Annotated in this window: 27 protein-coding genes and 2 pseudogenes; 14 read left to right on the top strand and 15 right to left on the bottom strand. The window is 45.2% G+C overall.

Going from position 1 to position 24415, the window contains the following annotated elements:
• Positions 1–16: 16 nt before the first annotated feature.
• Positions 17–760 (top strand): annotated as a pseudogene (locus tag ACT8YW_RS07715) (DNA adenine methylase).
• A 357-nt stretch (positions 761–1117) separates the two neighbouring features.
• On the opposite strand, the gene ACT8YW_RS07710 reads toward ACT8YW_RS07715, so the two are convergent.
• The 5 genes from ACT8YW_RS07710 to ACT8YW_RS07690 all read right to left on the bottom strand — a co-directional run bounded on the left by ACT8YW_RS07710 (position 1118) and on the right by ACT8YW_RS07690 (position 2977).
• Positions 1118–1294: a histone H1 gene (locus ACT8YW_RS07710; RefSeq protein ID WP_250717464.1), complete on the bottom strand. Its 177-nt coding sequence runs from the start codon at positions 1292–1294 to the stop codon at positions 1118–1120.
• A 98-nt stretch (positions 1295–1392) separates the two neighbouring features.
• Positions 1393–2148: a toprim domain-containing protein gene (locus ACT8YW_RS07705; RefSeq protein WP_444104559.1), complete on the bottom strand. Its 756-nt coding sequence runs from the start codon at positions 2146–2148 to the stop codon at positions 1393–1395.
• A gap of 45 nt (positions 2149–2193) precedes the next feature.
• A complete protein-coding gene (locus ACT8YW_RS07700) occupies positions 2194–2352 on the bottom strand; it encodes a hypothetical protein (protein ID WP_444104558.1) in 159 nt (52 codons plus the stop codon).
• Positions 2353–2368: 16 nt separating this feature from the next.
• Positions 2369–2821: a M23 family metallopeptidase gene (locus ACT8YW_RS07695; RefSeq protein ID WP_444104557.1), complete on the bottom strand. Its 453-nt coding sequence runs from the start codon at positions 2819–2821 to the stop codon at positions 2369–2371.
• 24 nt (positions 2822–2845) lie between these two features.
• Entirely contained in the window at positions 2846–2977 is a 132-nt protein-coding gene (locus ACT8YW_RS07690) for a hypothetical protein (RefSeq protein WP_418213795.1), read from the bottom strand.
• A 74-nt stretch (positions 2978–3051) separates the two neighbouring features.
• Between ACT8YW_RS07690 and ACT8YW_RS07685 the strand changes: the two genes are divergently transcribed.
• From ACT8YW_RS07685 to ACT8YW_RS07635, 11 genes are all read left to right on the top strand, one after another.
• Positions 3052–4194 (top strand): DUF4099 domain-containing protein, encoded by a 1143-nt coding sequence (locus ACT8YW_RS07685; RefSeq protein WP_444104556.1) that lies wholly within the window; start codon positions 3052–3054, stop codon positions 4192–4194.
• A gap of 4 nt (positions 4195–4198) precedes the next feature.
• A complete protein-coding gene (locus ACT8YW_RS07680; protein WP_444104555.1) occupies positions 4199–5623 on the top strand; it encodes a DUF6047 family protein in 1425 nt (474 codons plus the stop codon).
• Positions 5624–5627: 4 nt separating this feature from the next.
• Positions 5628–6443: a DUF6047 family protein gene (locus tag ACT8YW_RS07675; protein WP_444104554.1), complete on the top strand. Its 816-nt coding sequence runs from the start codon at positions 5628–5630 to the stop codon at positions 6441–6443.
• 4 nt (positions 6444–6447) lie between these two features.
• Complete coding sequence (locus ACT8YW_RS07670; protein ID WP_444104553.1) at positions 6448–7911, top strand: DUF6047 family protein; 1464 nt, start codon at positions 6448–6450, stop codon at positions 7909–7911.
• An 11-nt stretch (positions 7912–7922) separates the two neighbouring features.
• Positions 7923–8246 carry a transcription-repair coupling factor gene (locus ACT8YW_RS07665; protein WP_444104552.1) on the top strand — a complete coding sequence of 108 codons (324 nt, stop codon included), beginning with the start codon at positions 7923–7925 and terminating at the stop codon, positions 8244–8246.
• 11 nt (positions 8247–8257) lie between these two features.
• Positions 8258–9352 (top strand): DUF6047 family protein, encoded by a 1095-nt coding sequence (locus tag ACT8YW_RS07660; RefSeq protein ID WP_444104551.1) that lies wholly within the window; start codon positions 8258–8260, stop codon positions 9350–9352.
• 19 nt (positions 9353–9371) lie between these two features.
• On the top strand, positions 9372–11138 hold the full coding sequence (locus tag ACT8YW_RS07655; RefSeq protein ID WP_444104550.1) for a DUF6047 family protein: 1767 nt from the start codon (positions 9372–9374) through the stop codon (positions 11136–11138).
• Positions 11139–11149: 11 nt separating this feature from the next.
• A complete protein-coding gene (locus tag ACT8YW_RS07650; protein WP_444104549.1) occupies positions 11150–11935 on the top strand; it encodes a DUF6047 family protein in 786 nt (261 codons plus the stop codon).
• Positions 11892–12356 carry a DUF6047 family protein gene (locus tag ACT8YW_RS07645; protein ID WP_444104548.1) on the top strand — a complete coding sequence of 155 codons (465 nt, stop codon included), beginning with the start codon at positions 11892–11894 and terminating at the stop codon, positions 12354–12356. The genes ACT8YW_RS07650 and ACT8YW_RS07645 overlap by 44 nt, the downstream gene beginning before the upstream one ends.
• Positions 12356–13225, top strand: a complete 870-nt coding sequence (locus tag ACT8YW_RS07640) for a hypothetical protein (protein ID WP_444104547.1) — start codon at positions 12356–12358, stop codon at positions 13223–13225. Before ACT8YW_RS07645 ends, ACT8YW_RS07640 begins: the two co-directional genes overlap by 1 nt.
• Positions 13226–13434: 209 nt before the next feature.
• Complete coding sequence (locus ACT8YW_RS07635) at positions 13435–15327, top strand: DNA topoisomerase (RefSeq protein ID WP_444104546.1); 1893 nt, start codon at positions 13435–13437, stop codon at positions 15325–15327.
• A 147-nt stretch (positions 15328–15474) separates the two neighbouring features.
• Here ACT8YW_RS07635 and ACT8YW_RS07630 read toward each other — a convergent pair.
• Positions 15475–15648, bottom strand: a pseudogene (locus ACT8YW_RS07630) (site-specific integrase); the annotation flags it as partial.
• Positions 15649–15830: 182 nt separating this feature from the next.
• On the opposite strand from ACT8YW_RS07630, the gene ACT8YW_RS07625 reads away from it, so the two are divergent.
• Positions 15831–16142, top strand: coding sequence for a hypothetical protein (locus tag ACT8YW_RS07625; RefSeq protein WP_444104545.1), 312 nt, complete (start codon positions 15831–15833; stop codon positions 16140–16142).
• 409 nt (positions 16143–16551) lie between these two features.
• Complete coding sequence (locus tag ACT8YW_RS07620) at positions 16552–16689, top strand: hypothetical protein (protein WP_444104544.1); 138 nt, start codon at positions 16552–16554, stop codon at positions 16687–16689.
• Positions 16690–17319: 630 nt separating this feature from the next.
• Here ACT8YW_RS07620 and ACT8YW_RS07615 read toward each other — a convergent pair.
• From ACT8YW_RS07615 to ACT8YW_RS07575, 9 genes are all read right to left on the bottom strand, one after another.
• Positions 17320–18315: an alpha/beta hydrolase gene (locus tag ACT8YW_RS07615; protein WP_444104543.1), complete on the bottom strand. Its 996-nt coding sequence runs from the start codon at positions 18313–18315 to the stop codon at positions 17320–17322.
• A gap of 106 nt (positions 18316–18421) precedes the next feature.
• Positions 18422–18769 carry a Spy/CpxP family protein refolding chaperone gene (locus tag ACT8YW_RS07610; RefSeq protein WP_444104542.1) on the bottom strand — a complete coding sequence of 116 codons (348 nt, stop codon included), beginning with the start codon at positions 18767–18769 and terminating at the stop codon, positions 18422–18424.
• Between the two features lie 35 nt (positions 18770–18804).
• Positions 18805–20169: a formylglycine-generating enzyme family protein gene (locus tag ACT8YW_RS07605; RefSeq protein WP_444104541.1), complete on the bottom strand. Its 1365-nt coding sequence runs from the start codon at positions 20167–20169 to the stop codon at positions 18805–18807.
• A gap of 21 nt (positions 20170–20190) precedes the next feature.
• Positions 20191–21612 carry an SUMF1/EgtB/PvdO family nonheme iron enzyme gene (locus ACT8YW_RS07600; protein ID WP_444104540.1) on the bottom strand — a complete coding sequence of 474 codons (1422 nt, stop codon included), beginning with the start codon at positions 21610–21612 and terminating at the stop codon, positions 20191–20193.
• Positions 21613–21621: 9 nt separating this feature from the next.
• On the bottom strand, positions 21622–22065 hold the full coding sequence (locus tag ACT8YW_RS07595; RefSeq protein ID WP_444104539.1) for a hypothetical protein: 444 nt from the start codon (positions 22063–22065) through the stop codon (positions 21622–21624).
• A gap of 21 nt (positions 22066–22086) precedes the next feature.
• Positions 22087–22416 carry a hypothetical protein gene (locus tag ACT8YW_RS07590; protein ID WP_444104538.1) on the bottom strand — a complete coding sequence of 110 codons (330 nt, stop codon included), beginning with the start codon at positions 22414–22416 and terminating at the stop codon, positions 22087–22089.
• A gap of 4 nt (positions 22417–22420) precedes the next feature.
• Positions 22421–22966, bottom strand: a complete 546-nt coding sequence (locus ACT8YW_RS07585; protein ID WP_444104537.1) for an RNA polymerase sigma factor — start codon at positions 22964–22966, stop codon at positions 22421–22423.
• Entirely contained in the window at positions 22950–23162 is a 213-nt protein-coding gene (locus ACT8YW_RS07580) for a hypothetical protein (RefSeq protein ID WP_444104536.1), read from the bottom strand. The genes ACT8YW_RS07585 and ACT8YW_RS07580 overlap by 17 nt, the downstream gene beginning before the upstream one ends.
• Positions 23163–23165: 3 nt before the next feature.
• Complete coding sequence (locus ACT8YW_RS07575) at positions 23166–23525, bottom strand: hypothetical protein (RefSeq protein ID WP_444104535.1); 360 nt, start codon at positions 23523–23525, stop codon at positions 23166–23168.
• Between the last annotated feature and the right edge of the window lie 890 nt (positions 23526–24415).

The following is a 24415-nucleotide window of genomic DNA, read 5'->3' as shown; positions in this document are numbered from 1 at the left end:
TTTAAATGTTGTAAACATGGAAAAAAAGAAAAGTTCTCCGGCCAACCTGCCGGGAAAACCCTGCTTCCCCTGGGTGGGAGGTAAAAGAAGACTGCTTCCCGTACTTATTGAATCCCTTCCGAAAGACTTCGAACAGATGGACACGTATGTAGAACCGTTTGTCGGCGGCGGTGCCCTCTTCTTCTGAATAAGACAAGCCTATCCGGAAATCCGTTGCGTCATCAATGACTCCAACGAGGCACTGATCAATGTTTACCGCATCATCAAGGAATCCCCTGAGCAGCTTATAAAGGTACTTGCCCAAATACAGGACGAATACATCGCACTGGAGGAACATGCCCGAAGAAGGGCCTACTTTATGGAGAAACGTACCTACTACAATGAGGAAGACCCGGATAACATCACTCGTGCCGCCCTGTTTATCTTCTTCATGCGTACTTGTTATAACGGCATCTACTCCGTGAACCGTAATGGAAAACTGTCCGTCACTTTTGGTATCGGAGGACGGGTAAAACTGTTGGAAGAAGAACTGATCCGCTTTAATCACAGGCTGCTGCAGGATGTCGTTATCCTAGACGGTGATTATCATCAGACCAAGGAGTATCTCGGTGACAAGACCTTTTATTATTTTGACCCTCCATACAAGCCGGTTAATGAAAGCAATGCCTGTACCTCGTATATGCCGCTGGACTTCGGTGATCCGCAGCAAATCAACCTTGCCTGGTTCTGTAAGGAGATAGGCGAAGCCGGTTCCAAATGAATGCTTTCCAACTCCGATCCCCGACAGAAGACCCCGGAGAATACTTTCTTCGACGACCTCTATGCCGGTTTCCATATCCAGCGAATCAGTATTTTCCGTTCCATTTGCTCCATAGCGGAAAAGAGAGAGACGGTTAATGAGCTGCTTATCAGGAACTACAGATAAGTATTTTCGCTTCCCAATAAAGACAATCCTGCGGTTACAAATCCGTAGGATTGTCTTTTTGCTTACTTAGAGGGGATGCGACGCAAGAATCATAAGCCGTATTTAACAGACAGGGGAAAAATACAAGAAAAGAAGAAAGGCTGGATCTAATCAAGATTCAGCCTTTCTTCTTTTCTTCAGATATTCGATTACTTAGTTTTTTGATGCATCCAAAGATACTTTTCTAAACTCCTTCATCATCTTTTCAAGTTCCAAAGATGCTTTACGTGCGCGCATTCCGGCTGCCTTATTGTTGTTTTCAACTTGCGCATTCGCATTCTTCATGAACTCCTTTGTAACGGCGTTGATTTTTTCTATTAATTCTTCCATGATAAGTTTCTATTATTTAAGTTATTATTCGGGTGGTAAATATAGGAAATAACTTTTTATTAATGCCGTGCGGTCTCGATTTTTTTGCTGGACCGTCTTTACCGACTCATTTTCCTATAATTTTCAATGCTTTTCCGACCGATTTTTTGTATGGACTGGTTGACATGAGATACTGACGGAGAATCCGTCTTATTCTCCTGTGACATTTTCTTGCCCAGCAAATAATCATTCAAATCGTTATACTCCCGATAGCAGTCTGATTTGTCCCTGACCGGACATCCGGCTTCCGCCATCTGCTGAAATGCCTGTCTTCCGGCAGAATCGTTATCCAACAGGCAAAGGGCACTCTTATACTCTTTCAGGACAGGGATAGCCTTGCCTACATTGCTGACCGAATTTAATACGATATAATCGGCAGGCTGCCCGCTAGCGGGGCGCATTGATTTGAGTGTGAGGTATGACAGGTAGTCCATGAAACCTTCGACTACGATACAATGTTCGCCGCCGTTTTTAATATGTGTAATCTCCTTGGGAGAGATGCTCCCTTTCAGGTATTTGTTGCGGATCTCATACCCGCCGCCCCGGTTGGCAAAGGCCACGGCAAAATACCATTTGCCCTTGTTCTCGAAATGCACTTCCTTGCAAGTCTTCCGGGCAATTTCGGGCAAGATACCTCTTTCCTTGAGATAATCCAGCAAGACCGGGTTCGTCAGCGGATCAACGCGTACCTGCCGGTAACCGGCAGCCTGCGGCTCCGGCTTCCTGACAGAGGCGGCAGGCCGGAAAGTAGCCGGGAAATGTCCCTCTATCGCTTTTAACGCATAAGAGATATCCTTCGTCTTTTGCAGCTCCATCGCTAGGGTGATGATGTCCCCTCCCTGTCCGATACCGAAATCATATCATAGGTTGCAGGATGTGCTCACCTTGAAAGAAGGTGTCTTCTCCTCACGGAAAGGAGAACAATACCAGATACTGTCCCCGTGTTGTCTGACCGGGGAAAATCCCATGCGCCGGAGATAATCCTCCAACGGAATGCGTTTAGCTTCTTCAATATTCATTGTATAACGGATTGGATTAATGGCTCTTTTTATAATGTGAATCCCTTAGTATCACCCATTGCAGGGGATTCTGCGGCTTCCCGTTTTTTCTCAGTTCAAAATGCAGGTGGTTGCCGGTCGCGATACCGGTATGCCCGACATTGCCGATACGCCGGCCCATGCGGACAACGTTTCCCTTTTTCACGTACAATTTACTTAAGTGCGCATACAGCGTGGAAAAGCCACCCGCATGCCGGATTTCGACGTACCAGCCGTAACTGCTGCTGTACCGGGCTTCAACGACCTTCCCGTTTCCTGAAGCATAGACCGGCGTGCCATAAGATGCGGCTATATCCACTCCGGCATGGAGTACCCTTTTCTTTCTCACCGGATGCATCCTTATTCCGAAACCGGAAGAGACTGCAAACCTCCTCCGGCTCTCATTCAAGGGGAATATAATAGGATAATCAGCCAGTACGGTTACCGGCAACCGGCTGTTTCATACGAAAGATTTTCACTGTCGGGCGGAATGGATACGGCCGATGATTGAACTGAGTCCGCTTCTGAACTCCTTCGACGGGGATTGTGTAAAAGCCGGACATGACAATAAGTGACAGAACATGACAATCAATGACAACTTCTTCATAATCAATTTATTTAATGGCAAAGATAGTAATTTTACCCTTGCAAATGATTCATTAATCTTTAAAATTAACGTATATGGACAATGTAAACTTAGCCCCTGAAAACAACGGGGCAGCCCAAGAACACGGGTATCTGATGGCGTATGACAAGAAAGAGCAGAAAGCCAAAGGAGTAAAAGGAATCGCGGCAAACGGCGAGCTGGAAACGCTCGATGCTGGTGAAGCGGACAAAGGCCAATTTATTAAGGTGGACCAGAGAGGAAACTTCTTTACCAACTTCGGAAAGAACTTTCTCTACCAGTACAACAATCCGGGACGTTACTCCCTGTACAACATCCCGAAGGAAACACCTGTAGAGCAGGCCAAAGAAAAAATAGAGGCAGCGCAGCTACCACAGAACGAAGCGGTGAGAAAAGAGCTGGCTTCAGCCAGGGTGTATAACAACCACCGTTATAATGAACGGGAAATCAATTGGGAGCAGGCTGCCAGATATGGCATTACCCCGGATGTCCTGAAAAATTCGAAGGACAGCCTTGAAAGGATGTTGCAAGGGAAATCTTCCGCTGTCGCTTTCCATATAGCCAAACCTTCCGAGCTGGGCCGTGAAAGCGGCGATGCCAAACTCTCCCTGTTCCGTGATGAGAACGGTGCGGTCAAGTTTGACATCCACTATATCCGTCAGGCTCCCAAAGTGGGTGAAGATTACAGGGGATACACATTGACGGAGGACGATCTCAAGACATTAAACCAGACCGGCAACCTGGGTAAAACAGTCGACATGGTCATTGATTACCGTACCAAGGAAACCAAGCCCTGCTACCTTTCCAAAGACCCGGTGACGAATGAATTGTTCCACATGCCCGTGGAGCAGGCACGCGTTCCCTGCAAGGTGAAAGATTATACGCTTTCCCCATCAGAATACGAAGCCGCCTTACGTGGCGAGGAAGTGCCGATCCGTTTCAAGTCCAATAACGGGAACTATTATACCACCTCCATCCAGATGAGCGCCGCCGAGCGGGGTGTTGAATTCCTCTGGGAAAGAAGTACCAAAAAGATGGAAGAGGGTCAGAAACAGGAGCAGCAGCAAAAAAGTAACGGAGAACAGCAGGTTAACGGGCCGGTACAACCAGCCGGAAAGCCTTTGAAAAAAGAAGAGGCCTCCCGGCAAGCGGAAAAGAAAACACGCACCCGCAAGCCGTCCATAACCCCTAAAATGTAATAATATGGCAGCCTATGTTTCTGATGACCCCAAGTTATTGGACGAGCTTTTCAGGAAAGAGGGTGAAGGCTGCCTCCTTGTCGGTTATGAAACCGGCAAGGAGAAACCCCACGCGGAATCCTCCTATATGCTCTATCCCGCCGATCCTGACAGGCAAGACCCAGTCTATACGTTCATGGCTCTGTTCAACAGGGAATCAATAAAAGCCAAACATGCCGCTTTCGTACCGGATACCCGTCTGGAAATCTATTCATTCCCCAGAATGACGGATGTGCCTGTCCTCACAGGGGGCATTGATAAAAAGGAATATATCTCCCGGATACTGCTGCCCTATATCCGGGAAAAAGGGCAGGTTCCCTTGATAAGCACCAATCTGAGGAATGCGCTGTTTGCACAGTCACGCAATGACATCCTCATGGAATCCGGCGAGCTACCCAGGTTGACGGCGGATCAATTGGACGGACTGCTCCATTTTCACAGGAAACAGGACGAACTGGCTGTCCGATATGACTATAGTCCGATTTATAAATTACCCCTGTGTGCGGTGGAGACTTCCAAAGGAATCCTGTTCTTCAGTGATACCCAAACAGGACGGGACGGATTAAAATGTTTTTACCAGCAACTATCCGGCAACTATTTCCGGGTTCATAGCGAACCCGGTCCCGTCAGGCAATACCAGGTCAACAGGCTGTCCGACGATATCTGTCCCTTGGTGGATGCCTGTTACCGGAAGAACCCTCAAAACGGGAAAGGGAAATATGACTTTGATGAAACCATCTTCTCAAAAGATGCTTTCCGTGACCGGAACCTGTGGAGGCAGACGTTTGAAACGAATATGGAGCCGACCGCTTCTGAATTCCTTCGCCTGACTGAATTTGCCGGATGCCCTGCAAGCCGTAACAATGCGGATATCAGCAAACTGTTGTATTTGATAGAAAACGGATTCAAGCGTGACCTTGTGGCTGATCCGGCTTTCGGATACCGGAATGTATTTCAAGAGTATGTCACCCGGATAGACAACTGCATCAACGGACAATCCTCCGGTCTGAATTTGGCCGATGTACTGGATGAAATGCGCCAAAAAGCGGAGAATATCCTCCAAACGGAATTCGATGTAAGGGGACACCGTACATTGGAGAGGACACTGAATGACAAAAGCATCCCGTTTCTCATTGGTGGAACCGATGCCGGCCAGGCCATGAGACAAGCCCTTCTGGAAGGCAAATGGATCTACTCTTCCAAAATATCCGAATCAATGCCCGGTCTGCACTTTCTCCATGCCGACAAGAAATGTAACCGGGTAATGGCATACTCTAAACCTCCGGCAGGCAAAGCTGTGTATCAGGAGAAAAACGGCAGAATCATCCCATATACCGCCGCTTTGAAAAAAGAAACAAAAACGAAAAAGAACAATTTCCCTAAATTATAAAATTATGAAGCAACCCGAACAATCCTATACAGCCATAGAAACCGCCGACGGCTTTTTATTCTTCACCCATACGGTGGAAGGGCAGGCAAACATGCAGAAATTCCTGCAGCTTGTGGCGGACCATTACTTCGATCCCCATTTCAACCTCGGCCCCGTCCATGTTTACAGGGCGGAAGGTATCCTCCGACAAGGGCCGTCTGTCAATCCGGGCGGGAACCTGTTCACTGAATATCCTTACCTGAAGATGGACAGACTCCCAAAGATGGAGCTGGCATACCGTAATGAGATGAAGCCCACCCCGGAAGATTTCCGCAGTTTCTGCCACAATGCGCACTGTGACATCAGCCACCGCAACTGTAATATTATTGATGCGTTGGATGCGATGGCGGACAAGGAACGCACAGTTTCCGAACTCTCCCATCGACCCGCGACACCGGAAATACGTGAACAGATAGAGGAAAACAGCCGTAATAAGGACGAGCTGGATAAACTCCTCAAGCGGTTCTACGACGTACGCGGACACCGGACGGTCGAAAGGATTCTCAGTGACCCGATGGACAGTGTCATGGTAGACGGTGTCCGCCTCTTTACCCCTCACCGGCAGGTATTGCAGGCGGGACATGTGCTCTTTCTGCCCGCAGAGGCAAAGAACAACCCGTCCCATTCCTATGCATGGGTGAACGGGGATTTCTCCCGGATCGTATTCTCTAAAGAACCGCCTGCAAACAAGCAGGTATTCAAAGTAAAAGCGGTTATCGAAAAGGCTTTGGATAAAAAGCGGGACGTGAAAAAGAAAAAAAGTACCCACCCTAAACTGTAGAAACATGGACAAGAGAGACCAAATGGAAAATTCATTTTTCGACCCCGAAAGACCGGGCAGCATATTCATTGCGATAGACCGATATCACCATTATACACCGTTACCGGGCAACTCACTCAGGTTCGTCGAAGGAAACCAAAGGGAGGTAACGGATGCCGCCTTTCATAAGTTCCTGTCGGACAATGTCAACGAAGTCAAAAGCTGTACGTATGTGCCGGATGTGGAGATGGTACGGTATGACCTGAATCTGATGAGGAAGGTTCCGTCACCGGATACACACATGCCTTTGGACAAGTATATCCGGCAGGAACTGTTGCCTTACTTGCAGCGGAGCTTCCAGTACCCTTCCCGTCAGATCTCACTCTCGGACGCTGTCTACTGCTTCAGATATAAAGGAGATACCGATTGCAGCATCCTGAAAAAGTCTTTCGTGCAGGAAGCCGATTATATGAGTTTCCGCAGATCCCAGGGCGAAAGGCAGAAAATCTACCGGGGAGAGGCGAATTTCCGGACACCGCTGAAAGTGGTGGAGAATGACTTCGGGTATCTGATATTCTCCGGCAATGAAATCGGAAAAGAAGGATTCAGGGAATGTTTGCAGCATATCATCGACCATTACTTCGATCCGCATTACGACATCGGCCATCTGGGTGTCTATGAATATCCGTATGTAACGGAAGAGCTGGCAGCCCATATTGACGCATCCTACCGGATCGACCATGCCCGGCAGCTGAATAATTCTTTTGAATTCCAGCGTGAGAACCACGTGCCCCAATCCAAATTGCCGGACAAGTTTATTAATGGGCTGACTCCTCTATTTTACAGCCCGATGGAAACGACGGCTGACGGATTTATGGAACTGGCTGACAAATTCCATTTCGATCCGGACGTACGTGCGCAAATCATCCCTTCCAACCGGGATATTTACCGGTTGCTGACCGTGATGAAGAACGGTTATATGAATATTCATGAGCAGCCGTTCACCTACTTTAAGGAGCTACTGCCAGTTGTCCGGAAACTTGAAAGGATAACGCAGGTACGATCAGCGGCTGATTTCGATAGGAAGGAATTCAAACAAGCCTCCATGGAAATCCGGGAGGCCGCCGACAGTATTCTGAAAAGGGATTTCGATGTGAGGGGGCACCGTTCCCTCAAGAACATGCTGGATGATCCGATGGTAGAATTTACCGTGGGGAACCGGAGACTGAATGACGTGCAGAAATCAGTATTGTCTTCCGGTTATGCGCTTTATATTCCGGAGAACAACCGGGAGGCGGTCAGACACCTGCAATACTGCATGGCGGACTTCGAGCGGAACCGGATGAAGAACTCATCCGAGCCTTTCCCCGTCAAGACCTATACCTTGAAAGAGGAACTGCTCCATCCGCTACCCACGGATAGAAATAAGAAAACGGGAGCTGTCAAAAAGCCGGAGAACCCCAAACGACATACGAACCGTTTAAAATAGTAACAGGAAATATGATATCCAAAAGTCAGATTTGTATCGGGGCACGGATTGTAGAGAACGATCCGGAAGAACAGGTCCCCGTTCCTTATAAAGGGAAAGTCATCACCATCAAGGAAACCGGAAAAGGAGAGATGGACTACTTTGTCCGCATCCGACTGGATGACGAATCCATGAAGCAAAAAAGAATCTCCCTTTGCTGTCCGGACAAGATCATGGTCTGTTTTCCATGTGCCATAGACTTGGAGAAAAAGCAGAAGGTGGAGCATAAGATAAAAAATGGAAAAGCTACCGGCCCGTCGAAAGGGCGTAAACTCTTTTCATCATTCACTTTATAAATCAGAAGAATATGAATACAAACGATACCATTCTTTTTAATGTAAACGACGGGCTGGGCAAAGTGGTTGATTACAGCCATATATCCGAAGAGAACCAGGATATGCTGTGCGGTAATTACCTGAGAGAGCAGGCGGAACTCGCACTGGGCGGAACCTATATTCCGGAAGAAACCATCTATTGTCTCCAAATAGACAAAGACATCGATATGGATACTCCTTCCGTCATACATGAAGTCATGTATAACGGGGAATTGGAGGAACTCCCTTCCATTTCGCTCAGGAACCTTGTTTTCGCCCATGAAATCTCTGCAAGGGGATTACCCATACACATGTTTGATACGGTTGCTCTGCTGGAAAGGATAAATGACAGTGCCGACACGGCAAAAGTACTGGAGGCATACATACACTATCATTCGGAAAAGATGGACAATACCCGGGAGAGAACCGTTACCGCCATACAAAGCGGGAACGGTGTGCTTTTATTCGATGATACCGGAAGGGGAATCCAATGCATGGAACGGTATCTGCAATATCTGGCAGACAATTATTTCTCATCAGCATTGAGAGGTGTCGACTCCCTTGAGATCTATTATTTCAGCACCGCCAACAATATCATAGTGGAAGATTCCAGACAATGCGCCGCCATGTTCACACCGGAGATGCCACACTGTTTCATCCCCTCGGAAGCTGTCTATTATCCAAAGGATCTCATGAAAGACCATTCTCCATCCGTCCGGTGTTCCATGAAACCCGACGAAAGCGATTATGATAATTTCTTAAGCAGGTTCAACCTGAAAAGATGCGAACTCATGACGGATATTGCCCGTCTGGATGAAATCTACAAGAATGGCATTGACATCTCCAAACCCGGTTACGGGTTTATCCATGAAAACAGCTTTGAGAAAATACTGGAGAGACTGACGTACTCCTACCTGAAAAATCCGGAGCATTCACCTCTTTCCGAAGCCCTCCAAAAAACGGCAAAGGATGTGGCCGGAAGAATCTTGCAAATAGAATACAATGTCCGGGGATACGAGCCTTCCAACCCGGAAAAGAAGGAAGCGAAAAAAGAAGCAAGAAAGAAATCAGGATCAATCAAATTATAATCATTAATAAAGAAAAAACATGAAACAGAAAAATCCCGAACTCATCCTTCATTTTTTTGTCGCCCAGGACTCCAAAGGAAAACCCCGGAAACTGGAAATACACCTGATACCGGAGAAAGAAGTATCGATGGCAAATCAAAGATTTACTGAATATTTACGGCGGCAAAGGGAAATGTACAAACTATCCCTCGTTCAAAGTCACCTGCCTGATCTTGATTTGTGTCGTTACCAGTTTCCCTCAGGAGTAATCTGCCCGGATGTCCGTCCCTTTGACAAGGATAACAGCCTGGTACCTAAATTTATCAGTGAGAACGGAGGAAGCATGCAGAACAATGTCCCACTCAGAGGATTGGAATACCTTTATTCACGCGATGAAGAAAAAAGCCTGCCCATGCTGGTATCCAGCGGGCTTGCGGACCATTTGCTTATACAGTCGGAGGCCAAACGTTTCGCATTGGCACAGAATACCCTCCATGATGATCCGTCAGAAACCCTGACCGCTGTAGAAACCGCAAAAGGAGTGCTTTTGTTTGAATATTCCGGTTACGGAAAGATGTGCTGCCATTCCTATATGCAACACCTGGCCGACCATTTCTTTATTACGGACGAAGACAAACCGGAGTTTGTCAACCTGTACAAACTGGCTGATCCGAATGTAGAGACTATAAAGGCGTTTCAGACATCCACCAATCCCTTCTCATTATATACAAACGACTTTATTCCGGATAAAGCGCAATATCTGAGTGCGGCTATCCTGAGAAATGCACGACTGGACAGGAGCCATCGCATAGAACCGACATTTGACGCTTATGACAAATTCGCGTCCTCCTATGGAATAGTCACAAGTATCGCAAATGCCCAGATACTCCGGCTGCTGTCTTTACAAGAAACAGCCGGAATTTATGGAATAGATTATATAACCGGACAAATTCCGTTCATGCATAAGAACTCTTTTAACTCACAGTTTAATGCGTTACAGAATATTCCGGCAGAAAACAAGGGTGAACAGGAGAAAGTCAAAGCATTGATCCGTGAGCAGGCAGCCTACATCTTAAAACGTGATTATGGAATCTCACCGGATAACCGGCAGAATAAAGAGATAGAGCCCGTCATCTCCATACAGACTCCCAAAGGTGCCGTCTACCTGCCTGCCACGGATGAGGGAGCTGTCTACAAACAATGCTATTTGCAATATCTGGCTGACCGCTTCTTCACTTCGGAAGTACAGGCTCTGGGGCGGGTCAGGGAATTCTACATCTCCAATCCGAACCATAGCACGGAACATTATATGCAGAAGCATCTGGGCTTTTTTCAATCCAATCCTTTCTACGAGGAATTGGCGAAAATGCCATTGTATCCCATAGAGCGATCCGAACTGCTGAAAAAAGGCGGCTATCCCATAGAACCGACTTATCATGCCTTCAAACAGTTCACGGAAGATTACCATTTATCAATAACGCCGAAGAATGCGGAGATATTCAATCTGCTCTTTATACGGGAATACGGTCTGCCGGCAGATTTCAATTCCAATGAGAGTTATAGGGAATTCGCCTACAAAGGTGATTTCAAACCGCTGGATCAGGAAATGTCCGAACTGCAATCCAAAAAAGGATATAGTGAGAAAGCATTCTATAATATCCAAAACAGACAGCAGCAACTTGCCGACAGGATACTTGGGCTGGTATATAAACTGACCTGTCCGCCATTGCAGCTGACCGGATCGGCGGCATCGGAAAAGAAAAAGGCTGTTCCCCGCCGTAACAAGTCACATAATCCCCGTATCTAAAACTGATTATCATGCCTGCATGGATGGAAAAAATAAAAGACAGACTAACCGAAAAAGAAGATTTGAAAAGCCTGTTTATAGAGTTGCTACCGGATAACCGGGTATCGACTGTCATGGTCGTATCGTATGTTCCGACGGATAAAGACTCTTTTTCGGTATTTATGGATCTTGTCGCCCGGATAGCCATGGATCAGAAAACGGTGCCGGATAACCTTTTGCTGCATTTTGAGGGAATACCCGCCAAGGATATTCCTTTCACCAGCGAACAGCCTGTAAAAGACAGTGAGAAAGCTCTTCGTTTCATCGTTTCTCACGGAGGTATCACAGAAAACAATTCTGTTCCTCTGCGGAAAGCGGCCTACCTGAGAGCATGCCAAAAGGAACTGACGGCAGAGAATTTCCAGGCACTGGACCACTCGTCGGGTTATAAGCGTTTTGTTGCTTATGAGGATGCAATGGAAAAGGTCGCAGCAGGGAAACAGGCCAAACAATTCTACACTATCGTTGAGACGGAACAAGGTATCCGGGTATTCAATGACGGATTATCCGGAACGAGGAAGTTCCGGGATTACCTGCAATCAACGGCGGATAATTTCTACTCAGGCTCTCTGCAGGATGTGGAATCGTTGAATATCTACCGGATAGAAAACCGTATCACGCCGGATGCTGGAACTCTCCAACGGGAATCAAACCTCCATGCCGCAAGCGGCAATGGAAATTCTGGCGAATTACAAGCCGTCCGTCACTTTCGACATGCATCCTACAGGGGAAAACCTCGACCGGTTTATTACGGCTAACGCACTGGAACTCTCCGCCCGAAACTGGAATATCATGACTCTTCAGGATATAGCTGACAGAGGATATGCCCATTTACCGGCGGACGAATCGTTTGCCTATAAAAAGGATTTCTTACCCGTGGAGAAAAGTATCCGTGAGATTATCCGGCAAAAGGATCTGCGCCGGGATTATCCTTTTCAACAGAAGATGGATGAACTGCAAACCGCAGCCAAGTCATTGGCCGGGACACTGTTAAACCGGGATGGGGTACGGAAGGATTATCAACGGCCAATCCAGTCTGTTGGAGTCTCGAAGGATATTATACAGGTCCAGGCAGCCGTGAAACTGCATAACAAACCCGAATCTCCACGTGACAATGAAAAGAAAAAAGTCAAGACAAAAAACGCTTCTCCCCAAAAGCAGGCGAAGCCAAAATTATAGTGCTTATGGAATTGATAAATAACACATTCATTCCCGAAAACGAGATACCACGCAGCCGTAGGGATGCCGGAAGAAAAGCATTCCTGCAGACTTTCAGGAACCTGTTCACAAACCGGAACCCTTTCAGGAAATTCATGGACGCCTATCGTTTCAATACGATCCGCTGGAGCGCATCCAACCTTCATGAACCCTCATGGGGAAAACGGATCGGGTTGTTCCTCCAGACGAGGAATCCGGTTGCCATCCTCCGGGATGAGTACCTGAACAACCGCAGTAGCCTGTTGAATAAATGGGAAACAGCCAACCTGAACCGCATCCAGACGGAGCTGGTTCGGATTGGCAGGATGCCTCTTCAGGACAGGGACAGGAATACTTTCAAGAGCCTTGGCAGTATTGCAAAGAAGATAAGACAACTGCAGGGATACGAAGGATGCCCCGATATGAGCCACGAAAAACAGCTTCTGGCGACATACAGATATATCCTATCTTCTCCCTTTGACCGGAAGTTCGGGGGATTGCCGCCCGATGAGATTTGTGGGATGCTCCGTCAGAACGGCCTGTCCGAACCGAATCTCCCTTACCAGAATTATGAAGGAATCCTGCAAGGGCGTGAAACGGTCATGTATGAGCTGGCAGCCAGAAAGAACGGGGAGAAATACCTCCAACCGGCAGACCTGGTAAAACTGAATGCCGGGATGACCGGATTCTCAATGGATTTAATCAGCCGTTTCCCGGCAAGGGAGACCTCCGTACCGAATCTGACGGAAGGCATACAGGCATCGGAGAAAAAAGAGAAACTCTCCGTACCCAAAGAACCGAAGAAGGTGAGGAAGGGAAAGACAAAGACCAAGAGTGTAAAAATAAAATAGTCATTCAACATTAAAAGATAACCAAGATGAAAACGATTTGCATCTGTGAAAAGCCGTCCGTGGCACGTAGCATCGCCCGAGTTCTGGGCGCAACGGAAAAACAGGAAGGATATTTGAGTGGAAACGGGTATGCCGTTACATGAACTTACGGGCACCTGCTGGCATTGGCCCTGCCTTCTGATTACGGTATCATCCATGCGGAAAAGGAGATGTTACCGATTATTCCCGATCCGTTCAAACTGGTTGTTCGCCAGGTAAAAACAGAAGAGGGCTATAAGGCTGATCCGTCGGCATTGAAACAATTGGACGTGATCCGCAGACTGTTGAATCAGACTGGTAGTGTGATCATTTGTACGGATGCGGCTCGCGAAGGAGAACTTATAGCCAGGTATGTCCTTGACTATCTGGGGTACACCAAAGAAACCAAACGCCTGTGGATATCCTCGCTCACGAAAAAATCAATACGTGAAGGGTTCAATAACCTTAAATCAAGCAGGGAGTTTGACAACCTGTATCGTTCCGCTAAAGCCCGGAGAGAAGCAGATTGGGTAGTCGGTATGAATGCCAGTCTGTCTTTGAGTATAGCGGCCGGAAAGAGTAACTATTCTCTGGGAAGAGTACAGACTCCGACGCTTGCCATGATTTGCCGCCGCTATCTGGACAACAGGGATTTTGTAGTCAAACCTTATTACCAACTGCAACTACGCACTACAAAGATGGGGGAAGAACTTGTAATGACCTGCGCCGAAAAGTATGATACACTCCAGAAACTCGACATGACCCGTAAAAAGGTCTGTGAAGAGAAAACAGCCAAAGTGGTGCAGGTAGAAAAGAAGCAAGTATCGGAAGAAACTCCACTACTTTACGATTTAACCGCCCTGCAGCAGAGTGCCAACAACAAACTGGGACTGACCGCGGAACAAACGCTGAATATTGCCCAGAAGCTGTATGAATTCGGCTACATTTCGTATCCACGTACCGGATGCAGTTATATCACAGAGGACATCTTTGAGCAGATTCCTTCTCTCATCGCCTTGCTGAAGCAACATCCCCGTTTTGCACGCCATGCGGAGAATTTCTGTAACCGGACTTTGAACCGCCACTGTGTGAACGATAGTAAAATGACAGACCACCACGGATTAATCATCACGGAAAACTATCCCCGGAACCTTTCCCTCGACGAGCAGAATATCTATTCTATGATTGCAGGACGTATGCTGGAGGCTTTCTCCGGCAAATGCCTGAAAGAAACGTTATTTGTACAGGCTGATTGTAACGGAGCCTCTTTCGGAATTAAAGGGTGCCAAATCAAGGTTCCGGGATGGAGAGGCATTTATAATGAACCGGATGAAAAAGAAAAAGGAAGCCTCCTGCCCGAATTTAAGGAGGGTGAAACTTTGCCCGTTCTTGGCATTGATACGTTAGTCAGAAAAACCAAGCCACAGCCGATATTCACCGAGGCAAGCCTGCTTGCGGCAATGGAAGGATGTGGTCGGAATTTGAGCGATGAAAAAGAAAAAGAAGCGATGAAAGACTCCGGACTAGGGACACCGGCTACACGGGCTGGAATTATTGAACTGCTTATCACCAGACACTATGTGGAAAGAAACGGACGGTCACTAATACCCACTCCTAAAGGACTGGAAGTATATGGTATCGTAAAAGAGAAGATGATTGCCAATGTGAGCATGACCGGAAGGTGGGAATGTGAGTTACATGAGATAGAAACCGGAGAAGTTTCCACCGAAACATTCACGGAAAATATCAACTCCTACGCTCGGCAAATCACGTCTGAACTGCTTACCCTTAAACTCGACCATCCGGACTTGCTGCATTGTAAATGCCCCAAGTGCGGGGCAGAAACAATTACCGTTTTCAATAAGGTGGCCAAATGCGGCGATCCCGATTGCGCTTTTCTTTTGTTCCGGACCTTCAACGGCAGGGAACTGACGGACAACCAGATGCTTCTGCTGTTACAGGGAAAGCGCACCGGATATCTCAAGTTCACCAGTAAGAAAGGGAAAAAGTATGAAGCTTCGCTGGAATTGGATGACAACTACAAGATTGATATTACATTCAAGGATAATAAACCTAGGAAATAGTCCATTGGATTATGAAAAAAGAAATAGATGAGATACTACTAGGAGCTAACACTCAATAAAGAGACGTGTGTTTGTTTAGATTCAGAGAGATATAACTTTCGAACAAAGGGGAGGTCGCAAAAAACGACATCCCCTTCGATATCTTATTTATATAGCAAATTTATGCTTCATCACTTCCATTTCTTTGGAAACAGTAGTGTCTAAAACTTTTGCATAAATTTTCGTGGTTCGTATGTCTGGGTGTCCTAACATTCTAGCGATTGTTTCCATTGACACTTTATTTGCTAGAGCTATGCATGCAAACGTATGCTGCGCGGTGTAAAAAAGAAAATATTTTAAATATTTAACACTTTGTTTTCTTTTGATTTTCAACTATTTGCATATATACGTGCTATAAGACTGCAGTACGTATTTTGCTGTTTTTTGATTATCTTTGAAACGGCAAAAGCCCCAGTCATGCAAGGGACGGATTCATTACCTTGCTAATCAATTAGCAGAAAAATATGTCGAAAACTAACGAAATGTATTTGGACAAAGCACGGACTTTGACCAAAGGGTTGAGAGAACATTTGGAAACGGTGAAGAACTACGGAGTAAGCGAGAATGACTTGTCAAAACTGGAATCCGCTATCCTCGAAGGTGAGAAACTGAATGCGGAAGTGGATCGCAGGCGTGCAGAACTGAACGAAATCGTTCCTACCGCCAACCACAAACTGGCAGAGATTCGCAATTTGACCGCATACTTGAAAGGTCTGGTCAAGCGTCGTGTAGATTCCAACCATTGGCTGGAGTATGGCATTGCCGACAAACGATGATGCCCTGTCCTAATGAGGAGAAGCCCCTGCAAGCCAACGAAAGTCTGCAGAGGCTTTTCCGTGAAATGGAACAAAACGCAGACAACTTTGCAGATGCCCGATACATTGTAATAGTCTAATAGTTAAAATAGTAAAAAATACAGGTTGTATAAAGTCGCATCCTATTCCTTTTTTTCTGACTTTCCACGTCAAAATACGATGTAGGAAGTATAACATGGAAATATGTATAATTTGTTATAAGAATAAAATTCATGATTTCCATTCATAGAGTTGGAACGATGATGATAAGGAGAAGAAAAAGAACCTATATAGACAGAGAAGATAACTATGACAGCCAAGAAACATATCCCTTTGTAAAGATGAGCCGGCAACTTCGCTTGACGAACTGCAAGACCGACTTGCAGAAATCATGACGGTAATAAATGTGCTGAACAAAAACCTGAAAGCTCGTTCCGGCATACAACTGGTCGGTTCGGAGACGGTCGCCACAGCAGCGAGAAACGCTGTGAAAGAACTGTTGGAGCAACGACAATGTAAGTTCGAGTAGGAGGAAGAGGAAGCCAAGGCACGGGGCGTACTCACACCGCAGTAATGCTACACGAAACTTCCGGCAGACTATGCCGACGTGTTGCAAAAATGTATAATCGTATGCGACACATACAAATATATCGGGGAAGCCACTAAACGACAAGAAGCCAGCAGCCGCAGGGTTGAAGCCAAGCTGGATATCCTTATCGCCAAACAGGACATTCAGGCGGCAAGGGTGACAAAAACAGCATTTCCATCCCGTCCCAAGCGGTTAAAGGATGTGTTTGCATACCTGTTCAAAGATATACCGTTATACTGTCTGCATCGGGCATGCCGTTCCCGTCACGTCTGGCAGTTCGTGTGTATATGTCTGCTCTGTATTTGGCTGATTACCGTTGCAATAACTTGTTGTATCATACACGAAAATATCATGATAAAGAAAGAGATACGACGGTATTTGTTACAACGAGAGTATATAGAATATAATTCCACCCATACATAGTAGTATGTTATTAACTGTTTTCTTCCCACATATGTAGAACATATTTTATTCTTCATCTATATTCAAATACAGGAATTTACTTCATTTGATGTTACCAATTTATAATTAAAACAATCGAAAACGAGGTTATTCAGCATTATATTCTCATCAATTTGGGAACAAGAATGGTAGTGCATTATATAAATACTCTGCCAAAGAACGAAACTCATGCCGGGCCCCTTCTTGTTCATGGAAAGTCAGATTGCCAACAGAAAACACGTCCGAGAGTTGTGCCATTGCTTGAACTTGTGCCCAAATTCTATCGTATGCAACATCGTCCGTTCCGCTGCATGCCCAAATGTAGAAATTGTTTTCTGGTAAAGTAGAAGAGCGGACAATGTTGACAAAATGTTCTGCTGTCTCTGTCGGATAATCCATTCCTGCAAAACGTCCTAATGACCAGCTATCAGAACTTATCGGCATAAAGTATTTGAAACAATCCAACGTGTGTTCCAATGCATACCAAGTTGTTACAGCCCCCATTGAAAAGCCCCCGATAGCCCGATGTTCTCTTGAGGCTTTTATTCCGACAATATCGTTACTTTCAGTATATGTGTGATAACGACTCTCTACCATCGGAATCAAATCGTTTACCAGTTCTTGTGGCAGAGCCTTGCAATAGGGATCTGCATCAGGATAGTAATCAACAGGATTACCATAAACATAGCTTGTCGAGACAACGATAGTCGGAGCCATATCACCATTACCTATCATGTGATCCAGCAATTTACATAACAACCCGTCTTCATTTTGAAAGAAGGAAGCTGCCGTTTCGCCATGACCGTGCACGAAATAAAATACATCATAACATTGGTCGGACACTTCCTCGTAACCATACGGTAAATAGACATAGACAGTGTTCTTGCGCATTTCCCCGTTTCCTTCCACGTAATTTTGGGTGTCATAATCAATTTGCACAACACTCCCTTTTAATGCAGATTCTTGATTATATTCAGACGGGACGGGTGTTGTTTTGTTCAAGAGTTCTGTATAATCAGATGAAACTCCAACTTCAGGTTCTTGCTCCGAAGGTATTATAGAATACCCCTTGTCATTATCATTGCAAGCAACCATACATAAGCAAAGCAACAGGACTTTAATCATTATTCTAAATTGATACATTATACTTCAGTTTCAATAAAAATTGTGTCATTAGTCCGGACTCCCTATACTAAGAAATCCAGACTTTGAAACACACAATGACTAACTTTTATTCTTTAACCTTGTTACGTCTGCCTTTCTTCATTTCAGCAATCGCCTGTTCCATCATTTGTTTGTAAATGGCTTGCTGTTCGGCGGTCAAGAGAAGAGAAATGTCTGCGGTTAATTTCTCCATGGCTTCCTTACGTTTCTCACGGGAATATTTTTGCTTGTTGAAGTCCGCATACAATTCACGGATTTTTGTTTCCTGTTCATCGGTCAGATTCAATTTTTCATCCATCTGCTTGATACGCTGTTCTGTCCGCTGCTGTGCGGTCATCTGACGGTTCTTGTCTTGTGCAGACACTTGAAGGACTGTAACAATGGCAATGGCCATAATTAAAAACATTCTTTTCATACTGAATTTCTTTTACGGGTTGATTATTAAATTGATTATAGCTTTGATTTCATGGATTTTGAGGCATCTGTCCTTACAATTCGGAAACCTACGTTGGCATAGCCTTGCGTACCGACTCTTACATCGTCCGATTTCTCGCTACGGCAATCGTCACGTTTGGAGTCCCAACTTCCTCCTTTGACGATATACTGCCCATCGGCATCGGTCGAGGTAGTCCATTCCCAGCAATTTCCCCAGAAGTCAATGCCTCCACACGCTCCGGTGGATTGTTTGTAAGCATCCACTGCCGTCAATCCTGATTCAATATGGTTGGCGTTCATAGCCACATCTTTAGGCATATGTCCGGCACCAAGAATCCATTCTTCCTCGCTTGGCAAACGATAGATGTGCTTCCGATCCTGCTTCGTAAGCCAATCGCAATAAGCCTTGGCTTCGGCAATGGTGATATTTACCACCGGATAGTTCTCTTTACCTGCATCATAGGCAAACCGAGGATTAAATGCGGCATATTCGGCATTGGTTACCGGTGTGTAGCCGATATAGGCATTGGGAGCCGACGCACCGCGCAGCACCATCCACGCATCCTTCGGGTTCTCGTCCCTGCGAGGGTCTATAAAGCGAAGGAATTGCTGTTGTATGCGGGTATCTCTATTCTGCACCATCTCTCCCACAATACCTTGCATGTGTTCCACTATGCTGTAAGTCCGGGCTTCACGTTCCAGTTCACGAAGTTTGTTTTTCTTTCTTGCCACAACTTTGTCATACCGCACACACATCTGATCCAGCAGTGCTTGCCTGTTAGCCTCCGTCGGATTCTTCCGGTATTGGACGAAGAGGTTATGTGTCTTGGAGTCCATTTTTGGGCGTCCTTCTTCCACGAGTGGAGCGTCGGGCTTGTCGAACTCCAGTTCACTTTCCACCAAATCATCGGGACTGATAAATTCTCCCAAGTCCACTTTCTGATGCACACCGAAATAATGGGCCACAAGTCCGTCCCGGTAAATGGAGAGCCTGTATCCTCCGTAAAGGTCGCAAGGCAAGGTGGAAATGCAGTAGTCTTTTCCGGGTATAAATCCGGACTTATTGCTCGCATTATATGTAATGATAGTACTTGTATGTGCCATATCACCGATTGCAGTTTTTCCCTGAACATCCTTACAAATGGTTGCCGCACCCGCCAATGGAAGTCCATCCACACTTTCCAGTTCTACCTTTGTCACGCCTATAAGCCGGAAATTGAATTTGATACCGCATCGGTTGGCGGAATCTCCCTCGTATCCATCCGCTTTATCCGTCTGATGGGTTGAAACCACGATTTTATCTTCTTTATCGCTGTCTTGTGCGGACACAGCTGTGGCCGTCACAATGGCAACAGCCATTGCTAAAAACATTTTTTTCATATTCGTATATTATTTGGAGAATTAAATAGAATCAGTTCTTACGACTCTGAAACCGACATTGGCATATCCCTGTGTACCAATTCTTACGACATCGGATTTCTCGCTACGGCAATCGTCACGTTCAGAATCCCAACTGCCGCCTTTAATGATATACTGCCCGTTTGCATCCATGGATGAAGTCCACTCCCAACAGTTGCCCCAAAAGTCGATACCTCCACAAGCACCTGTTGTCTGGCTGTAAGCATCTACCGCTGTCAGTCCTGTCTCCACACGACCGGCGTTCATTACAACGTCCTTCGGCATATGCCCTGCACCGAGAATCCATTCCTCGTCAGTAGGCAGACGGTAGCTATGCGAATTATCCTGTGCCGTAAGCCAATCGCAATAAGCCGTGGCATCCGCAATCGTGATATTCACTACCGGATAGTTGTTCTGTCCGGCTTCATAGGTAAAATCTGACTTGAAGGCTGCATATTCCGCGTTGGTTACAGGGGCATAACCGATGTAGGCATTGGGGGCAGATGCACCGCGCAGTACCATCCATGCATCGTTGGGGTCGTCGTCATTCCGGGGGTCGATAAGACGCAGGAACTGCTGTTCGAGACGGATGTCACGGTTCTCTACCATCTCATCCACAATCTCCTGCATTTCTTCCACCACATCCAAAGTCAAGGCTTCCCTCTCCAGTTCGCGGAGCTTGGCTTTCTTGCGAGCTACTACCTTGTCGTAACGAATACCCATCTGATCCAATAACGCCTGCTTGTTTTCTTCCGTAGGGTTTTGCTGGTATTGACGGAGAAGTGCCGTTGTCGTGGCATCCAATTCCGGTCGTTCTTCTTCCACGAGCGGTGCATCCGGATCGTCAAATTCCAGTTCATTCTCCTCCAAATCGACGGGACTTATGAACGAGCCTAATTCTACGGTCTGGTGTACACCAAAGTAATGTGCCACGAGTCCTTCCCGATAAATTGACAAGCGGTAACCTTCATAAAGGTCGCAGGGTAAGGTAAAAATGTAGTAGTCTTTTCCGGCAGTCAAGCCGTTTTCATCCGGGGCATTGAACACTAGAATGGAGTTGGCGTTTTCCACTTCACCGACAAGTGTTTCCGCTGTTTCTCCCCATTGGATACCGACAGTTCCGGCCAAGGCATAACCATCTACACTTTCCAACTCTATTTTTGTGATTCCGGACAACTGAAAATTCAGTTTCAAGCCACTGGATATGCTATGCAAATCCTGTGAATTTAGGAAATTCAACGCAGTAACCCCATTTTCATCATACCCGTCACTTCCTGCCACTTGTTCAGCAAGAACGGTCATGGTTGGATTTCCACTGCCGGACACTTTTTCCTGTTGGTCTATAATCTCTTCACTGTCACATGAAGACAAGGCTGACGCCATCAGAAACGACAGGCAAAATATGCCAAATACTTTCATTTTCATAATTTTGTCTTATTTATGGTTTCCTTTGTTTTTGGAACGGTTGAACAGTCTGTTCATCATTCCTCTTTCCAGTTCATATACCCTCTCTATTTGGCTGGGTGTTAAAAATTTGCAGTATTTCAAATAATACTTCTTCCTCAAGTCAAGTATCTTTTGGCTATGAGCGAACCTTTCATTCATTGCCCGTTCTGCCTCTTTATCCGAAAGATGAGAGGTATCTCTTTTAGGACGGGGGCCAAGTGCCCAGATTTCTTTTTGGAATTGGCAGAAAGTTTCCACAAACCGCGTGGCAGTCGAATCATCCATAACCATCTCTTTGGCTATAAACCGGGCTTGGGTTTCAGCCAACTGTTCTCTGGTCATGCGCTGCCGTTCATTCTTTTGGGCATAGATACTTGTGCTGATAGTTACCATTGCGATTGCAAGTGCAAGAACTTTAATGATATTCTTCATGTCTTTTTATTTTTTACTCGTTCAAAATTTCATAAATAAGTCATCCTGATAAGTTGCAAACAGGTAATCCTGATCGCTGCTGCTCAGATTAGAAAAAGCCTTTTCAACATCTTCAAAATTACTTCTTGAATGATAGGAAAATGGCTTAAAGACAAGCAATAATGCAATACTTGCTGCCACAAGTCCTCCCGCTACAGAATGCCAAAGGCGAAAGTTACGTTTAGGTTTGGATAGCTGTATCTCCTGTTTTACCGTTTCCCATACGTTGCTCTCTATATCATCCAAGAAACCGTCGGGAGTGTTATAGGGCAGACGTTTGCCTATGCGGTCGAAATCAAAATCTCTTTTCATATATCTAATTATTAGCATTCATATATTTGACAATCTTATCTTTGGCAATATGGTAGTTGGATTTTGCCCCATCTACTGTTGAACCGATAATTCCGGCAATTTCGTCATATCCCAATTCATTATAATATCGCAGGTTAAAAGCCAGCTGTTGCTTGGTCGGCAAGGACAAAATGGCTTTTTGCAGCTTGACGGTTTCCAGATCATTGTAATCGACATATTCATCAGCCATCAGGTTGCTTAGTTCGCTGAAAGAGTCATCCAATGATACCAGTTCTTCTTTTTTATATTTTCCAAGCAGACGTAAGGCTTCGTTAGTAGCAATCCGATATATCCAAGAGCGAAAAGTACATTCACCTTTGAAATCGGATAAAGACCGGAATACCCTGACGAACGTTTCCTGCGTTGCATCCTGTGCGTCTTCATGAGCTACGACCAGTCTTCGGATATGCCAGTAAACCGCCCCCTTGTATTTTGTCATCAGATAACGGAAGCCTTTCTCCGGATCTTTAGCAGTCAGCCACACAAGTTCCTTGTCATCCTTTACGTTCATAATTTATCGGGGTTTCTATTGCCATATAAGTATCAGGCACATTCAACGAATCCGTATCTGTAGGCTGTTGGTAAAGAAGCATACAATGTCTGTGATGGCGATGATGGTGAGGGCGGGCCTTGCGCACGGTTACACAAGATTGTAGCAAACACATAGCGGTTACTCCCAATATCAGTAGTTTCCAATTCTTCTTCATATCCTATTGTCTTTTGATGTACACTTTCTTTTTCCCCCTGATTACAAGCCGTATGGGCTTTTTCTTATCCATGGAAAAAGCGTCAAGTTCAGCTTCTGCCGATGCCATACTAAGATGCGTCATTTTTACATATTGCCTGATAGTAAGGTATTCATGCGTTTCCAGATAAGCTATAGCCATCGCCAATCGTTCCTTTTGGTTGAAACGGTTACTTACATGGGATATCACGTCAGGTTGAACTACAACGGTAACAACCCGGTTGGGACGATAACGCCGATGCCAATGTTGTGCATTTGCAACTCCGCAAACCAATATCATCGCGACAAGCAGTATTCCTGTTTTCCATTTTCTCGCTGTACACATAGTAATTGTATTATTTCGTTATACATTCATGTTCTACAAACCTTTTTATGAACTCATTCGAATGGGTGTTCTATATAAAAGACCTTGCAAAGGAATAAAAGTAAAATGGAATAAATGATTCTTTTCAATTCACTCTATGAAAATTATCATCACACGACGTTTTTCTTTTTGACATATTATTTTTTAGAATGCCGGGCTACTTTCATTATCTCTGAAAGAATTTCTATCCTCTATCTACAATTTTATTCCCCTCTGTTCTATATAGTTATCTGTGATTATTTTATTACTTAATTTTCTGATAAGTCAACATAATCATTTAATAATAACCGTAATAAATGTATTATCGGATATAATATCCTAATACCCCGACAGACATTTGTCTGTCGGCAGATATACAATGTTAGCTGGCGTATTTATAGTATTATTTGTACAATATTGAATGACTAAAATCAGCGATTCTCAATAAACACTAATCATGATAAGGTTTCTATTTTGTTCCTTTGATAAGATGCGAAAGATATTATTATATTGATATACAGAATATAAACTTTGTGTATTGTAACATTTACCAGATTTCCGTCTTGAGACATTCTGCGAATATTATGTCTATATCTAATTGGAAGGCTATTGTCTGCCATTTAAAATTTCGTTCCAAAATATTCATAATTCTGATTTCTCCGAAGAAATCCATATCATAATGAAATGTTGCAGGGCAAAAAAGGAAAAAGATGAAAGAGTTACCATTTGTATAAGGGATGTCTGATTTCACGACTCCCTCCCCGTTAAATAAAAAGTATAAGAAAAGCCACGCTGACAAAAAATGACTATTAATGACTATTAAAGACACTAGAAACTAAACGAAACATAAATAGAAATATTCACTTTATCTT

The sequence above is a fragment of the Bacteroides sp. genome, from assembly GCF_052357945.1.
In the GTDB taxonomy this organism is placed as follows: Bacteria; Bacteroidota; Bacteroidia; order Bacteroidales; family Bacteroidaceae; genus Bacteroides.
Note: the sequence above shows the minus strand (reverse complement) of the source record. Positions and strands in the feature narration are given on the sequence as shown.

What these genes read in the sequence shown, in the direction of transcription:
- ACT8YW_RS07595 (WP_444104539.1), bottom strand. Translation starts at nt 22,065, where the DNA reads ATGAAGAATATCATTAAAGTTCTTGCACTTGCAATCGCAATGGTAACT.
- ACT8YW_RS07680 (WP_444104555.1), top strand. Translation starts at nt 4,199, where the DNA reads ATGGCAGCCTATGTTTCTGATGACCCCAAGTTATTGGACGAGCTTTTC.
- ACT8YW_RS07685 (WP_444104556.1), top strand. Translation starts at nt 3,052, where the DNA reads ATGGACAATGTAAACTTAGCCCCTGAAAACAACGGGGCAGCCCAAGAA.
- ACT8YW_RS07675 (WP_444104554.1), top strand. Translation starts at nt 5,628, where the DNA reads ATGAAGCAACCCGAACAATCCTATACAGCCATAGAAACCGCCGACGGC.
- ACT8YW_RS07710 (WP_250717464.1), bottom strand. Translation starts at nt 1,294, where the DNA reads ATGGAAGAATTAATAGAAAAAATCAACGCCGTTACAAAGGAGTTCATG.
- ACT8YW_RS07655 (WP_444104550.1), top strand. Translation starts at nt 9,372, where the DNA reads ATGAAACAGAAAAATCCCGAACTCATCCTTCATTTTTTTGTCGCCCAG.
- ACT8YW_RS07635 (WP_444104546.1), top strand. Translation starts at nt 13,435, where the DNA reads ATGTTACCGATTATTCCCGATCCGTTCAAACTGGTTGTTCGCCAGGTA.
- ACT8YW_RS07650 (WP_444104549.1), top strand. Translation starts at nt 11,150, where the DNA reads ATGCCTGCATGGATGGAAAAAATAAAAGACAGACTAACCGAAAAAGAA.
- ACT8YW_RS07670 (WP_444104553.1), top strand. Translation starts at nt 6,448, where the DNA reads ATGGACAAGAGAGACCAAATGGAAAATTCATTTTTCGACCCCGAAAGA.
- ACT8YW_RS07575 (WP_444104535.1), bottom strand. Translation starts at nt 23,525, where the DNA reads ATGTGTACAGCGAGAAAATGGAAAACAGGAATACTGCTTGTCGCGATG.
- ACT8YW_RS07625 (WP_444104545.1), top strand. Translation starts at nt 15,831, where the DNA reads ATGTCGAAAACTAACGAAATGTATTTGGACAAAGCACGGACTTTGACC.
- ACT8YW_RS07610 (WP_444104542.1), bottom strand. Translation starts at nt 18,769, where the DNA reads ATGAAAAGAATGTTTTTAATTATGGCCATTGCCATTGTTACAGTCCTT.
- ACT8YW_RS07615 (WP_444104543.1), bottom strand. Translation starts at nt 18,315, where the DNA reads ATGATTAAAGTCCTGTTGCTTTGCTTATGTATGGTTGCTTGCAATGAT.
- ACT8YW_RS07620 (WP_444104544.1), top strand. Translation starts at nt 16,552, where the DNA reads ATGACGGTAATAAATGTGCTGAACAAAAACCTGAAAGCTCGTTCCGGC.
- ACT8YW_RS07605 (WP_444104541.1), bottom strand. Translation starts at nt 20,169, where the DNA reads ATGAAAAAAATGTTTTTAGCAATGGCTGTTGCCATTGTGACGGCCACA.
- ACT8YW_RS07585 (WP_444104537.1), bottom strand. Translation starts at nt 22,966, where the DNA reads ATGAACGTAAAGGATGACAAGGAACTTGTGTGGCTGACTGCTAAAGAT.
- ACT8YW_RS07665 (WP_444104552.1), top strand. Translation starts at nt 7,923, where the DNA reads ATGATATCCAAAAGTCAGATTTGTATCGGGGCACGGATTGTAGAGAAC.
- ACT8YW_RS07600 (WP_444104540.1), bottom strand. Translation starts at nt 21,612, where the DNA reads ATGAAAATGAAAGTATTTGGCATATTTTGCCTGTCGTTTCTGATGGCG.
- ACT8YW_RS07660 (WP_444104551.1), top strand. Translation starts at nt 8,258, where the DNA reads ATGAATACAAACGATACCATTCTTTTTAATGTAAACGACGGGCTGGGC.
- ACT8YW_RS07580 (WP_444104536.1), bottom strand. Translation starts at nt 23,162, where the DNA reads ATGAAGAAGAATTGGAAACTACTGATATTGGGAGTAACCGCTATGTGT.
- ACT8YW_RS07645 (WP_444104548.1), top strand. Translation starts at nt 11,892, where the DNA reads ATGCATCCTACAGGGGAAAACCTCGACCGGTTTATTACGGCTAACGCA.
- ACT8YW_RS07690 (WP_418213795.1), bottom strand. Translation starts at nt 2,977, where the DNA reads ATGAAGAAGTTGTCATTGATTGTCATGTTCTGTCACTTATTGTCATGT.
- ACT8YW_RS07590 (WP_444104538.1), bottom strand. Translation starts at nt 22,416, where the DNA reads ATGAAAAGAGATTTTGATTTCGACCGCATAGGCAAACGTCTGCCCTAT.
- ACT8YW_RS07700 (WP_444104558.1), bottom strand. Translation starts at nt 2,352, where the DNA reads ATGAATATTGAAGAAGCTAAACGCATTCCGTTGGAGGATTATCTCCGG.
- ACT8YW_RS07705 (WP_444104559.1), bottom strand. Translation starts at nt 2,148, where the DNA reads ATGGAGCTGCAAAAGACGAAGGATATCTCTTATGCGTTAAAAGCGATA.